The organism is Aliiglaciecola sp., assembly GCF_039982535.1.
Classification (GTDB): domain Bacteria; phylum Pseudomonadota; class Gammaproteobacteria; order Enterobacterales; family Alteromonadaceae; genus Aliiglaciecola.
The window spans coordinates 19,898-34,632 of sequence record NZ_JBDWYG010000037.1 but is presented as its reverse complement, the minus strand read 5'-3'; the positions used below and the strand labels follow the sequence as shown (position 1 = coordinate 34,632).

Below are 14,735 nucleotides of genomic sequence, written 5' to 3'. Positions count from 1 at the left end.
TGCATTGTGCGTGATTAATATTTAAAGCTAACACCTGCGAATAAACGAGGACCGTAGTCATTCACTTCACCCGTGTTGCCTATTGCAAAGAAGTCCTGAGACTTGGGTTCGCTGAACAAGTTAATTGCAGAAACTTTCACACGGAAGTGTTTGTTGATTTTGTAAGATGCACGGGCTTCCCATACGCCAGCTTCATCAACATAACGAAGTCTGGTGCCGTTACTTGTGTATGGCTGGAAGTACTCGCTACGATATTTATAGATAAGTGCGGTATCAAAATCACCCACTTGGTAGTACACCTGACCACTAAATACATGCTCGGAGAATCCAGGTACGTTACCTGGTTCAACGATGCCTTCAGTTAATTGAGTTGTCACACCGTCAAGATCTGTGACAAAAGTATCGCCATAAAGACTATCTTCGAACTCGTAGTCAGAGTCTGCGTAGTTGTAACCAAGCTTAACCCCAATACCATTATCCCAACGGTAGGCAAATGACATTTCTAGACCGTATAAATCACTGCTTTCATCTGTGGTGACAGAGTTGGTAATAGGTAATCCAACTTCAACCCCATCAATGGTGAAGGTCTCTAATTCTGTTTGTTGTTGGAAACCACCGTTAAATTGTTTGTAATAGAAACCTAGGGCAACAATAGAGTCTTCACTAGGGTACCACTCTACCGCAACGTCATAGTTCCAAGACATTAGTGGTTTGGTGGTAGGGTTACCAGAACCATTCACTCCAGTTAATAATTCTTCACGGGTTAATGCTTCAGCTTCGTCATTGGTTTCGATTGTGCGGTCAAAACTTAAGTCAGCTGGGTCAGCGCGGGACATACCACGATACACGCCTGCTCTTAAAAGAATGTCTTCACTGTAGTCAACCACCAAGTTAAAGCTCGGTAAAACTTCGGTGTAGTCACTTTCTGAAACCGCGCGGTCAATCCCCTCAGCTACTGAAGAGCTCCATAAATCGGTTAATGGATCTTGAGTAAATATGTAACCTTGTCTAAATCCAATAGATGTAACTTCGGTTTTTACTACTCGAACACCAAAGTTACCACGGATGAATTTACCCGCCATTTCAGTGTCATAGTTCGCCATAAAGTACGCAGCTGTGGTTTTTTCTGTGACATCAATAGTTCCTTGATTTTCATACTCAACATCAGGATAACCAAATGCCACACCGCCAGAAGCGGCTACAGCTTGAGAGAAACACACGTTGTCATAGGTTGCCCATGACGAACCTGTACCGCTGCCAATAACATTTCCATCACTATCCACATTGGTAACCAAATCGCCATCAGAAACCCCTGATAAGAAGCCGGTTTCAGGGAAGTCGATTTGACAACTTTCAAGTACGTCGATTGCATTCGTTACGGTTTCATCTAGATTAACCTCGGTTCTAGAGCCGTTACCATTACTACCACCGTATTGAATAAATGAGAGTTCAGAAACTCGTAGACCACCTTGGACGCTAGTGAAAGCGCCGTCATTTAATGCATAATCGAAGTCAAGTCGCGCAGAGGTGATTTCATTGTCACGGACGTTTTCACGGTCAAGACGTGTACGTAGGCTATCCGTAAAATTAGAGATGTCAGTTACGTCAAAGTCGGTGATCGTAAAGTTAGGAATTTGTTCACCCATATCCCAAGAGAAGAAAGGTCGGTTCGAGGTTCTGCCTCGGTTAGATATTTGCAGCTCTTCTCGTTTAGTTTGCGAGTAGGAAACGTCGGCACGAATGGTTAGATTATCGGTTACATAATGTTCGATGTTTAAACCATATCCACGATAGTTTTCTTCACGAGAAAATTGCTCACCAGCAGACTCAATACGCTCTTCACCTTCCCAATGTAAAATACCGCCTACGTTATTGGTAATAAGGTTTTGGCCGGTGATGCCTGGAGTAACACGTTTTTGTAAGAAGATTAAGTCGTGACGAGCTTCTGCTTGGGTGCGATCAGATATTTGCGCGTCGAAATTAATATCCCAAGCTTCAGTAGGCTGAAACTGTATTCCTAAGAACAAAGCATCTCTTTCATCAGATGTTTCGTTTTGACGGAAGCTACGGCTAGAGCCTGTCCAAGCGTATGGACTATCTGCACTAATTGCTCGACCTGTTTCTGGGTCGATTTCAGTATTGTAACCTTGGTTACTGCTACCGCTCACTTGATCTTCACAATCACCAGCTTCGCTGCGGAAAAAACCTTCGTTCATATTCGTTGGGTCGTTTATACATGCCCATAAAGATGAACCTGAGGGGCTTGAACTGCGGTATTCAGCTTCTGGTTGGCTGATATCTTGTCGTTGCCAACCAACGGTTACGCCTACGGCTGCACCATTATCAAAATCGAATTGGTCAACGTAACTTATTGTACCTCGGTAACCTAAATCTCCTTGCAGTGAGTTTTCTACATCTGCTTGGTCAGGGTTGTAATTAAGTTTTGCTTCGGCTTGGAAACGTTGTTTACCGTAATCGAGAGGCTTGAGGGTTTCTAGGGTGATAACACCAGCTACACCACCTTCTATCATAGAGGCGTCTTGGGTCTTATAAATCGCTACTTTTTTCATTAGCTCAGACGGGAATTGAGAAAAGTTAACCGAGCGGTCACCGCTACCATTTGTCGCTTCACGACCATTAATGTGAGTAGCACTTAGGAAGGGACCTAAACCACGAATTGTGATTTCAGTGGCACCACCGTTTTCACGGTGAGATGCCGCACCGGTAATTGACTCTAATGCTTCACCAATTGAAAGAGCTGGCAAATCACCGATATCTTCAGCAGATAAGCCGTCAACAACAGTGGTTGCCTCACGTTTGATGGCAATTTGATCTTGAATTGTTTTTCGCGTGCCAACGACATTAATCACTTCAACGTCGTTTGCATTGATTTCGTCTTCAGTGGGGGCATTTTGCGCTGAAGCTGAAAACGCAAATGAGCCAGCTACAGAAGCAAATACTGCAGCTTTCATCCATTTTGCGACTGGTGTAAGTGTGAAAAGCTCTTTTTGATGGACTAATTGGGTGTTATTCCCTGATATCAACGACATATCGAGTTCTCCGTTGGTTTTTAGTGCGGTCATATGGTTGCGGTTCGCTTGTTATAATGATGTTACCTTATTGTTACAATGCAATATACTTAATGAGAACCAATATATCAACCAATTGTTAATAATTGCATTACCAAATTCCTAAGGGATTGTATTACCACATTTAATGTTTTTTGTATTACCAATTCCCCGGTAACGTTGTTTACCAAATTTTAACAAGACACCCATGTTAAGTTGGAAGTCCCTTAAATAAGACAGCCATATTTACTTGGTATAGTTTTTAAATATGACATCCATGTTTGTGTGGTAATTTCTTCCAGATGCTCTAGGCTTTAATTAACCTAAACAACCAAGGATGGTTTGTTATGCCTCAGTCACGTAAATCCCAGATTAGCCTTATTGATACACCTTATTACCACTGTGTTTCGCGATGTGTTCGTCGCTCATTTCTGTGTGGGGAAGACAAGTTGACGGGGCAAAGTTATGAGCATAGACGAGACTGGGTTGAGCAACGTTTACTCTATTTAGCTTCTGTTTTTGCCATTGATGTGTGTGCGTATGCGGTGATGAGTAATCATACTCATATCGTATTGTGTGTTGATAAAGAACAAGCCAATAAGTGGTCGTCAAAAGAAGTGGTTTTTCGTTGGCATAAATTACATAAAGGCACCTTAGTTAGCCAACGATTTATGCGTGGCGAATCGCTTAATGAAAGTGAGTTATTCACTCTCAATGAAACGATTAAAATTTATCGTCAACGATTGTACGATATCAGTTGGTTTATGCGAAACCTGAATGAGTACATCGCCCGAGAGGCGAACAAGGAAGATGATTGCACTGGACGGTTTTGGGAAGGGCGTTTTAAATCCCAAGCATTGTTAGATGAACCCGCGGTACTAGCCTGCATGGCTTATGTGGACCTAAACCCTATTCGGGCCAAAATGAAAAAAACACCTGAAACCTCAAAGCACACCAGTATCCAACAACGCATAGAGTGTTTAATCACAGGAGAGCAACCTCGAAACCTGATGCCCTTTGTGGGTCATCACAAGCAAAGCAAGTCAAAGGGGATTGCGTTTAGCTTAATTGATTACTGTGAACTTATAGATAGCACAGGTAGATGCATTCGAGACGATAAGATGGGTCACATAGAGAATCAAAACCGCCCGATTCTAGAACGCCTTGGATTAAATACTGAGCAATGGATAAGCCTTACTACTGAGTTTGAGCAACATTTTCATTCAGCGGTCGGCAGTGAACATATGATGCAACAATTTAAACAGCATACAGGCCATCAGCGAATACGCGGGATGGCAAAAGCCAGAGTGTTATTACAACACGCCTGATAACCTCTATAGCTAACTTTGATTAAATCATCCCGCTGGGTGTCGATTCTCGCTGTCTGCCATTTGCACTCAATCACAACTACAGCCAAATAAAACCAAAGTAATTCAAACTCACAGTCAACTTCCATTTTCAACCTACAAAAACACCCTGTTTAGGTCACGTTGGCGTGTTGGGGAGGTCAAAACTAAGAGGGTCTTAGCTTGGGTGTCTAGATAATCCGGTGGCTGTCTCAATAAAACTATGGGTGTCATATTAAAGAAGATAATGGGGGTCATATTAAAAACATAAAGAAGCCCTAGTAATGTGCGGTTAGTGTTTAGCTTTATCACCTCAGTTGAATATGAACTGGGGTGATAAAACTAAGAGTTGGTTATATCCTATTGGCTCTCAAGGTATGTCTCGACAGCTTCGGCACGACTTTCTGCATGTTGATTGAGATATTCAATGGCTGAATAGAAATCACTACTGCTTTCAAGGTACGAATAGCCTGATAACTCAGTTGTTGCGTACGGTTCTATTAGCGCTGAATAAATGTCATAAGTGGCCTGGATGCTACTAGTATTAAAGGCGTCACCGATCACTTCCAATAAATAATCGTTATAGCGAGTCCTGTACACATCGTCAGCATAGAGCTTCGCGATTAACGGCCAACTGTTAGAGTCTAGGTCAGAAAAATCAAGATTTAAGGAACCGCCTTGCTTACCGTCCTGCAGCGCTTCGTTATTGTCCCAAGGGATCCATGTTAGCTTCAATGTTTCAGGATCGTTATATAGATAGTAATTATGTGGCATTCTGCCATAGGTATCCCAATTTTGGATGGTACCGTTTACTGCCAGGTATTTTAAAAATCCATCGACATCGAAAACAGCTTCTAAATTTTCTCTCCAAGTGGCAGGCTCCGTAGTCGCTGTATCGTCATGAAGCGCTTCAAACAACGCAAGAATATCAGACCAATCTTCATCATCTTCGTTGGTCTTTTTCTCAAAGTTCTCTTCGTTAAACGAGCCTTCTTCAAAGCTTGCTCCGTCGTCTTCTGGCTTGTATAGATTGCCATCATCACTGGCGAACTGGGTATCGATAAGTGTGTCGTCTACTTCTTCAACTAAGGTGTAGAGTCCAAAGTATTCTGGACCATTGCCATGATCAACATAAAGGGTATAAAAGGCGGTGTTAGAAACGGCTAAACCGGCTTGTCTAAACACATCAGATGCCACCTTTTCACGCAAAAGCGATTCATCATCATAGTTATTTTTCAAACTGAGCTTTTTGAAACCGTAAAAACGTTGGTTATCTATCTGTGGGTAGTCGTCTTCAAATTCGTCAAAGTCCAACTTAAAGGAAAGCTTTAAAATTCCCGCCTGCCAACTACTTTGTAGTGACGAGTTACCTTTAAAGCGGATACCAACTCGATACCATTGTGTGCCCTCGTAATACACATCTGCAGGCACAAATATGGGGTTTTCATCCGTATCAACCAACGCACTACCACCTGAACTTCGACCAAACTCGCCATAGGTGGCGGTCATATCATCAAGCATACTTTGCCAACGGGCTTCGGTAACCACAAAATCAAGACGTTTGACTTGGCTGTTGTCAAAAACCTCCTCAAAGTTAGGGTCGACATCCTTACTATGGGTGTCTTCCGTCCAGTCTGTTGTTTCAAAATCAGTATCAGTAATTTCGGTAGTCGCGTCATCCGAATCATCTTCAACGACTTCTTCTACCACTTCATCGCTAACTTGGTCATCAGTTACTGAGTTACCGCCTCCACAGGCAGTTAACCATAGCAAAGACGCTAAGATGATAATGATGAGGTTCAGTCTTACAATACTATTCAACGAGTAAGAAGAGCTTAAATGAAAATGTTTAGACATTAATAATCCTTTGCTTTTGCAAGCATCACCTTCAACTATTTATGATTGAATTCGGACGCTTTATCTATTAAGACTGCAAGGATACAAACCAAAAGTGCAGAAACTGTGCAATATAGATGAATACAATGAGGAAATACGCTGTTAAAAAGCTACTTAGCTAGCGCTTTAGCTTGTTTTTAAAAAGTTACGATAAACATTCATTCGAAATATTGAATTACTGCTTTTTTATTAACTAATAGTTAGAATCAAGAGCCAGTTTGCTGTAACCTTGAACTGGTTTTATGTCTATAAAAATCAAAGGTTTATACTGTTTTAATGTTGCTTTGATAGTAACCTAAGCAATTTAGGTCGTGCTAACTAGGCTTAGAAGGTTCCCTTTATCGGCTGCCCGTTTTTTAACTAAGGAATTCTAATTGAATAATTACGTATTTTTTCTCATTGTGTTGTTTTTAACTTTTAGTTTTCAAACAAATGAGCTTCATGCAGCGATAAAACACAAACCCAATATCATTGTCATTATGGCTGATGACCAAGGTAAATGGGCTATGGGAAAGCAGTCTGGGGGGGAGGGAGTTGTCAACACTCCTAACTTAGACTATATCGCTCAGCAGGGGATTGTATTTAATAACGCCTTTACGCCTTCACCTGTTTGCTCTCCCGCTAGAGCCAGCTTTCATACAGGTAAGATGCCGTCACAACATGGTGTGCATGACTTTTTAGGCGAAGATAAAAAATATGATGCTAATTGGTTAAAGGGTGAAGTGTTGCTCTCTGAACGTCTCAAAACTCAAGGATATAGAACAGCGCTATTTGGGAAGTGGCATGCAACAACCGATAGCAAAGTATCTCAACCGGGGTTTGATCAATGGGTTAGTTATAATGCCCTTGAAGCAGGGTGGCAAAATCAATATCAACATAGTGGAAATGTACTATTTTCTGAAAATGGTAAAAATGTTAATTATCAAGGGGTTCAAGCATGGTATCTCACGCAAAAAGCAATTCAATTTGTCGATCAATCTGATCAACAACCGTTTTTTATTAACCTAAACTTTGTCGAACCTCACGCTCCATTTGAAGGTCTACCTGAACGCCTTGTTGAGCAGTATCGTAATAAAGCCGCCAATCTAATTAGGGCAGGGGGATTTTCTAATATTAAAAACCGAAGTCAATACACCTTAGTGCCATCAGACAACCAAGAAAAGCTCGCTCAGTATCTAGCTGCGGTGCAGTTGCTAGATGAACAAGTTGGTCGCATTATTGATGCCTTAGAAAGTAGAAAACTATTGGAAAACACAATAGTTATTTATACATCTGATCATGGGTTATTGATGGGCCAGTATGGTTTATACGGTAAAACCAATGCAACCAACCCTAGTAATTTTTACGAGGATAACTTAAAGGTACCTATGATTGTTTATAGTGGCAATGAGCGACTTCGCCTCAAACAATCACGAGATGAGTTTATCAGTCTAATTGATTTACATGCCACAGTGTTAGACCTTGCTGGAGCAGGAGACCTAGCAGCAAGTTATGGCCCAGGCCAGTCATTTAATTCTTTATTGCAGGGAGAAAGGTTAGCTGATTGGAAGCCGTATCATTTTGCGGAACGCGGTAATGCCCGCATGATCACTAATGGTCATTGGAAGTTAGTGCGTTATTATCAGCGCTCTGACTCTGATAAACCTAAAGACTATTGGTATGATTTATCTAATCCTCTGGGTGAAATACGAGATGTACCTGCACCAAGAGCAGCCTTAGAAAAATTACTTATCTCAGAACTTGAATCATTCTTTACTCAATATGAAACAGAAACTCATACCGGTAGAAAAATCTGGCAACAACCCTATCCAAACGCTGGCGCTGAAAAAATATTGCAATAATGCATTTGTTTCAAACTGAATACTTAACGTATTAACAAAAATAATAAAATAGTTCTTCAGCACATTTAACCATGTTATCTGGTTAAATGTGCTTTACATCTATAAATGCATCGTTCAGTTACTGAATTATTAGTATCTTTGTTACTGAAAAACTCGAATATCTTCGATGATATCTCTTTCAAATCTATCGAAAGCAATTTCTAACTGCTTTTGATATTTTGCTTTGTCATTATCTTCCAGAAACTGAAAGCACTCATCACTTTCACTTTCTAGGGAGCTTGATGGTGAGGTACATTTGGAGTTAACAGTGAGGTTTGGGTAGTCTTCAAACAAGCTAAGCCCATTCAAGAAGCTATATTCAAGGGAGTTACGAGAAAGGGATTTTAGTGTTGTATAGGGAAGTTTGTACCTTTGAGCTGCAATTTGGTATTCATGGGTTAAATCAATTCTCGCTATACCCTCATCATCTGTACTTAAGGCCACTGGTACATTATTGGCTAAGTAAAGAGGCAGTGGATGGTATTCATGTGACACGCCAAGAATTACTTCATTACTAGTTAGGTTTATTTCAATTAATACAGAAGACTCTTTTAAGTTTTTCAACAAATCTTTATGCTTGTCTAACTCGTACACAATGCTTGTGCCGTGGCCGATACGCTTCGCTTTAGCTATTGAAACGGCATCATGAATATTGTCAGTTAGGTGTTTTGGGTCTACCAGCCCTAGCGTTAACTCTCCAGCATGTAACGATAGTTTGTTAGCAACTTTGGGGTAATTTTCGGCCAATAAAGCAAATATCTCCATATGTCTTTTGTATCGACTCAATGCTTGTAAATTATCTTCTGGTGCAGCTATATTCACTCCAACAAAGCGTTCATCACTGTCAACTAAACTAAAAGCTAATGCAGCTTGGGGTGTCATAGAACCTTCAGGCAAAACTCTAATGATAGTAGACAAGTAGGAGATTTTCACATCGCAACCAAGTTGGGGTGTTTGACTATCGCACTTTAATATAGAGCGCATTGTGGCCTCTGCAAGATCTACCTGCTCAATGGTTTTTTCCCGCGCATCAGTTAAAGTGGAATGCTGCATTGCTAACCCTACCTGATCGGGAAGAGGTTTCTGTTTAAACTCTGACGCTAGTGAAGCGGCCTCAAAAATACCAAAAACAACTTGTAATTCTAGAGCCGTAATATGCTGTTTCGCCGCACGTTGCGCAATTTCTGCAAGCATATGCCCCTCTCGACCAGAAATTGCAGCTGAGAATCGTCCAAAAGTCGAAAAAAATTGCTGGTGACCACTTTTAGTACCAAGTTGATAATTTCTAACGGATAGTGAGTCGATAGCGGCATTAAATAAAGTTCCATCGTTAACTACTTTCTCAGCTGAAATCACCTTTGGATTATTCGATTCACAAGTTGCGACTATTGATTGGAGCTCTAAGTCGAAACATTTATTATCTAAGGCTGCCCACTGCAAATAACTTTCCGCATAAATTGCACCGTCAAAATGTGTATGTAAGTCAGCTCCCTTGGGCATTTTTTGCAAGAATAATCGAAGTTGAACAGGATCATTAAGCAATGAAGCCAAATAATAATTAAGCGTTTTCTCTTGTTCGTTGCCTCTAACCTGACTTACGGTGAAAGTGCTTAAAATAAATATCCAAATGATATTAATTTTAAGCGCTTTATGAATAGCTGTTTGCATATTTCGTTCTTCTCATTCGGGTGTAAGTTAAAATAGATTAGATATTGCGAAAAATAGACCGGCTAAAGCTGCGCTCATTAAATTGGACAGAAGCCCGGCAGCAATAACTTTCCAACCAATCATAGCGATAAAGCTTTTTTTGTCTGGAACCATGGTTCCCAAAACGCCGATAAGTACTGCTGGAGCTGAAAAGTTGGCGAATCCGGCCAGAGCAATAGTTGTGACTACTTGGCTATGCTCACTTAAAGACGCTTTTATATCGATATAATTTGCGTACGCTACAAACTCATTTAAAACTAACTTTTGACCGATTAAACCACCAACATTTAAAATTTCTGAGTCAGGTACACCAAGTAGAAAAGCGAAAGGTGCAAATATATAACTGAAAATAAGCTCTAAAGAAATATCATCCATCCCCAATAAACTCGTGCTCCAGCCCAAAAGTCCATCAAAAGCGGCAATTAAGGCGATTAAAGCTAACAGCATTGCTCCAACATTGAGTGCTAGCATAAGTCCATTTGAAGCTCCCCGAGTAGCAGCCTCTATAAAGTTTATAGGCTTATCTTCTTCATCATAATGCTCAAATTTCGTTATTTTTTGGGGTTGTTCTGTTTCGGGGTATATTAATTTAGCCATAAGTAAGCCACCTGGTGCAGACATAAATGCTGCGGCCAAAAGGTACTTAATTTCGATGCCCATACTGGCATAACCAACTAACACTGCACCGGCTATTGAGGCTACACCTCCAGTCATTAAGGCAAATAATTCCGACCTAGTCATAGAGCTAACATAAGGTCGCATTAATATAAAAACATCCGAATTACCCACGAATATATTAGAAGTAGCAGCCATCGACTCTGCTTTACTCGTAGTTAAGAGCTTTTCAAAAATAAGTCCAATAAGAGATACTATTTTTTGCATTATGCCGAAGTAGTAGAGAACAGATACTAGGGATGAAACAAAGATAATAACGGGGAGGACGTGAATAGCGAAAATGAAACCCGACTTAAATCGTCCAATGTCACCAAACAAGAAATTAATTCCTTCTGAGGAATATTCAAGAATACCTGACACTACGTTGGAAATACTCAGTAAAAATGCTTGTCCAAAAGGAGCGTATAATACAAAAGCTGCGATAGAGGCTTGGATCACAAAAGCGCCAAGAACTGTGCGGATATTTATGGCACTACGATTTTCAGAAAGTAACAGAGCAATCAAAAATAACGTAACAATGCCTAATAGTAGAATGATTATTTGCATAGTTGAGCCTTCTTAGTGTTCTTAATGGCTATTAATTGTCTGCATCAATCAATTTCCGAAACAAATCTTTAAATAAGCAGTCGCGCTCGATATATTTAATCACTCTTATCTGATGTCGAGTTGAGTCAAAACTCCATGTTAAATTTTCATTTAAAATAGGCGACGACACTATGTTGCTTCTAAACCAAGAGGGGTTAATTAAAAAACCAATATTTGCGATATCCCAAATCACTTTTCGAGATGCAAAGCTAATCCAGGGAAAAGTGGGGGCAAGTTGTGCCAAATACGTTCCTATCTCACTCGTGTTATTCAGGTAATATTGTATCTCAGGAATAGATGTTGCCAACGAACTGGTTGTGCCCATGCAAGGAAATAAAGTAAGAGACACCCCACAATCTAATAAAAATCTACTAGCCTTATAATCTTGCATCAAATTAAATTCTTCGGTATTCGGCCAGTCGAAGCTGTGTCCTCCTAACCATAGCACGTGAATTTTATCTTTAATTTTTGGCTCTAAGGCTATCGCATTAACAATATTAGTTGGCGCAGATATGCACACTACCTGAAGCACTCCATCGCAGTTCAAAGCTCGGCTAATTAAGTCGGTTACCGCTTCGCTTTGCTGCTGCTCTTCAGAAAAATATTTAGTTGAACCTTTAAATACCGGTGGCCTGTTGTCTAATTTCAGCTTACCAATAACCTTGTTGATTTCATCGAAGCTTAGCAGCATGCCTTCTTGAGGATCCGAAACACAGCGGTTTGATTGTTCAGCTTGGCTAAAAAAGCTATTTGTATAAGGGGCAGCATATATAGCCTGAACGTCTAAACGCTCCGGATTTAGCAAAGCCCAAGCTATGGCAAACTGGTCATCCACTTCATTAAATGCATCGCTATCAATCACAACAGGAACCTTAGAATCTGTTGAAATTTCTAAATTAGTCAATAAGGTTCGAAATTTAGGTTGGTTACTGTGGTTCAATTTATTTTCACTCAAATTTTTAACGTTCAGTCACTTACAGATAAGCACAAATTACCAAATTAGTATCCTAGAATTACTTAAAAAAGTACATTATTAAATTAAACGTTTAATTAAATAATTAACTATCAATATTTTTATTGGAAAAGGGTTTATAGCGTTTAAATGTTAAAATGTACTTAATTTTAACGATATTTTAACTATTTTATTACTGATTTCATTGAGTTTTTTATGACACAAGACTTTGACAAAGTTTCAAATAAGTGTATTTTTAATTAAACGTTTTACTTCGCCTCAAGAAAATAGGTCCATTAGGAAAAAATATGAAAACCAATAAACTACAAAAGTTTGCGATAGGGGCAGTGGTAAGTGCAGTCGCTTTGTCATTGCATGCACAAGAAAGTGACTCAGAAAAAAAGCTGGGATTAGAGGTGATAAGTGTTACATCTCAAAAGAAGGTGGAAAATGTACAAGAAGTCCCAATTGCTATTTCCGTCGTTAATGAAGAAATGCTTAACATATATACCTCATCCGGTGATGACATTCGTTTTTTGAATGCCCGTGTTCCTAGTGTGGTTGTAGAGTCTTCTTTAGGACGAACTTATCCTCGTTTCTTTATTAGGGGATTTGGTAACACTGATTTCCGTACTAATGCGTCTCAGCCTGTGGAGCTTGTAGTTGATGAAATAGTTCAATCTAATCCAAACCTAAAAGGGTTCCCAGCGTTCGATCTAGAACGTATAGAAGTACTAAAAGGCCCTCAAGGAACACTGTTTGGACGTAATACCCCTGCAGGTATTGTTAAATTAGACACAAAAAAACCAACAGAAGATTTCGATGGATATTTTAAAGCTGGTGTTGGTACATTTAATCAATTGAATCTTGAAGGTGCTGTAGGTGGCGCTCTAATTGATGGAAAATTATCAGGCAGGTTATCTGCAACGAGTCAAACCAGAGACGATTACGTAGACAATGGCTTTACTGGTGAAGATGATGCGATCGGTGGATATGATGACGTAGCTGTGCGAGCGCAATTATTATGGACACCAACTTCTGATATGAAAGTGCTTTTTAATTACCATCACCGAGATTTAGATGGCACGGCTGCAATATTTTATGCTGGAGCGATTGACGAAGGCACGCAAGGATTTTCTGATGATTTTGACCGTGAAGAAGTATTTCAAGACGGTGAAAACATACAAACAGTGAAGCAAAACGGTGGTTCAATCCGAATTGATTATGACTTTGATTCAACAACCTTCACTTCAATTACCGCTATAGAAAATGTAACCATGTTCTCTCGTGGAGATGTTGATGGTGGGTACGGTTGCGGCTTTTGCGATACTGAAAATGGGCCAGGATTCGTACCTTTCTCAGTTGAAACAAGTGGTGATAATGATATTGAACAATTTACTCAAGAGTTTAGGTTAGCGAGTAATAATTGGGATGTTTTTAACTTCCAAGCTGGATTCTTCTACTTTGATGAAACTATTGATAGTGAAGAATTAGCATATGACTCAGTATTCGCACCAGGCAGTATTATTGAGAATGTACATATCAATCAAGATAATACTAGTTACGGTATCTTCGGTAGTGTTACTTATGATATTGCGGATGACCTGTCAGTTATCGCAGGGGCTCGATATTCTTCAGATGAGAAAGACTTTTCTGCTGTCGGGATTTTGCCTGTCGCTGAAGGCTTTAGCGATAGCACTGATGTATCCAAAGTAAGTTGGGATTTAACCGTAAATTATGAGTTGCAAGATGATGTCATGGTATATGGTCGTTTAGCTAAAGGGTTTAGAGCGCCTTCAATTCAAGGTAGTACAACCTTCATTACTACTGTTGATTCAGAAGAGCTCATATCCATAGAAGCAGGTATTAAAACTACTTTGTTGGATGACCGAATTCGATTAAACGGTGCCATTTATCGATTTGAAGTAACAGATCAGCAACTTACAGCTGTAGGTGGTGAAGACAACGAAACTCGATTGCTAAACGCGGATAAAACCTTAGGGCAAGGTGTTGAAGTTGAATTTGAATTTGCAGCGACAGAAAATTTATTATTAACTGCTGGTGCAAGTTACAACGATACTGAAATTCAAGATGATGACTTAGGAGTACCCCATTGTGGAGTGCCTAACTGTACTGTTTTAGATCCAATTATCAGCGAAGGTATAGCTGGAATTAATGGAAACAGTCTGCCTCAAGCACCAAAATGGATTGGGAATTTTACTGCTAAATATTCAGTACCTGTTCAAAATGGTGAATTTTATGCGATAACAGATTGGGCTTATAAAAGTGAAACAAGTCTATTTCTTTATGAATCTGTAGAGTACACAGCTGAAAAGGCCCTTGAAGGCGGTATTCGTATAGCTTACCGTAGTAATTCTGATTACGAAATTGCTTTGTATGGTAGAAATATTACTGATGAGCAAGTAGTAACTGGTGCGTTAGATTTTAATAACTTTGCTGCGATTGTAAACGAACCAAGAACCTTTGGTGTTGAAGTTCGCATGGACTTTTATTAAGTATTAAAGCAAGCAAGTTAAATATTTAAAGGGCGTTTACGCCCTTTATTTTTTACCTTAATTTGTGTGCAATACTATGTTTTTTTTACAATCTAGCTTTCTTAAAAGAA

8 protein-coding genes are annotated in these 14,735 nt (G+C 39.8%); 3 read left to right on the top strand and 5 right to left on the bottom strand.

Annotated elements, in window-relative coordinates:
- Window positions 1-14: 14 nt before the first annotated feature.
- Window positions 15-3,050: a TonB-dependent receptor gene (locus ABJV04_RS08750; protein WP_348491142.1), complete on the bottom strand. Its 3,036-nt coding sequence runs from the start codon at window positions 3,048-3,050 to the stop codon at window positions 15-17.
- 365 nt (window positions 3,051-3,415) lie between these two features.
- Here ABJV04_RS08750 and ABJV04_RS08745 point away from each other — a divergent pair, with 365 nt between their 5' ends.
- Entirely contained in the window at window positions 3,416-4,396 is a 981-nt protein-coding gene (locus tag ABJV04_RS08745) for a transposase (RefSeq protein ID WP_348491141.1), read from the top strand.
- A 378-nt stretch (window positions 4,397-4,774) separates the two neighbouring features.
- On the opposite strand, the gene ABJV04_RS08740 is transcribed toward ABJV04_RS08745, so the two are convergent.
- Window positions 4,775-6,271 carry a CotH kinase family protein gene (locus tag ABJV04_RS08740; RefSeq protein WP_348491140.1) on the bottom strand — a complete coding sequence of 499 codons (1,497 nt, stop codon included), beginning with the start codon at window positions 6,269-6,271 and terminating at the stop codon, window positions 4,775-4,777.
- 413 nt (window positions 6,272-6,684) lie between these two features.
- On the opposite strand from ABJV04_RS08740, the gene ABJV04_RS08735 reads away from it, so the two are divergent.
- Window positions 6,685-8,151: a sulfatase-like hydrolase/transferase gene (locus ABJV04_RS08735; protein ID WP_348491139.1), complete on the top strand. Its 1,467-nt coding sequence runs from the start codon at window positions 6,685-6,687 to the stop codon at window positions 8,149-8,151.
- Between the two features lie 141 nt (window positions 8,152-8,292).
- Here the strand turns inward: ABJV04_RS08735 and ABJV04_RS08730 are convergent, their stop codons facing one another.
- From ABJV04_RS08730 to ABJV04_RS08720, 3 genes are read right to left on the bottom strand one after another with little or no spacing between them, the layout of a single operon-like run.
- On the bottom strand, window positions 8,293-9,858 hold the full coding sequence (locus ABJV04_RS08730; RefSeq protein ID WP_348491138.1) for a hypothetical protein: 1,566 nt from the start codon (window positions 9,856-9,858) through the stop codon (window positions 8,293-8,295).
- A 27-nt stretch (window positions 9,859-9,885) separates the two neighbouring features.
- A complete protein-coding gene (locus tag ABJV04_RS08725; RefSeq protein ID WP_348491137.1) occupies window positions 9,886-11,118 on the bottom strand; it encodes a nucleoside transporter C-terminal domain-containing protein in 1,233 nt (410 codons plus the stop codon).
- Window positions 11,119-11,149: 31 nt separating this feature from the next.
- A complete protein-coding gene (locus ABJV04_RS08720) occupies window positions 11,150-12,112 on the bottom strand; it encodes a nucleoside hydrolase (RefSeq protein WP_348491136.1) in 963 nt (320 codons plus the stop codon).
- Between the two features lie 305 nt (window positions 12,113-12,417).
- Here ABJV04_RS08720 and ABJV04_RS08715 point away from each other — a divergent pair, with 305 nt between their 5' ends.
- Window positions 12,418-14,625, top strand: coding sequence for a TonB-dependent receptor (locus tag ABJV04_RS08715; protein WP_348491135.1), 2,208 nt, complete (start codon window positions 12,418-12,420; stop codon window positions 14,623-14,625).
- Window positions 14,626-14,735: the final 110 nt, after the last annotated feature.

Coding starts and splice junctions, on each gene's coding strand:
- ABJV04_RS08750 (WP_348491142.1), bottom strand. CDS start 3,050: ATGTCGTTGATATCAGGGAATAACACCCAATTAGTCCATCAAAAAGAG.
- ABJV04_RS08730 (WP_348491138.1), bottom strand. CDS start 9,858: ATGCAAACAGCTATTCATAAAGCGCTTAAAATTAATATCATTTGGATA.
- ABJV04_RS08725 (WP_348491137.1), bottom strand. CDS start 11,118: ATGCAAATAATCATTCTACTATTAGGCATTGTTACGTTATTTTTGATT.
- ABJV04_RS08715 (WP_348491135.1), top strand. CDS start 12,418: ATGAAAACCAATAAACTACAAAAGTTTGCGATAGGGGCAGTGGTAAGT.
- ABJV04_RS08745 (WP_348491141.1), top strand. CDS start 3,416: ATGCCTCAGTCACGTAAATCCCAGATTAGCCTTATTGATACACCTTAT.
- ABJV04_RS08740 (WP_348491140.1), bottom strand. CDS start 6,271: ATGTCTAAACATTTTCATTTAAGCTCTTCTTACTCGTTGAATAGTATT.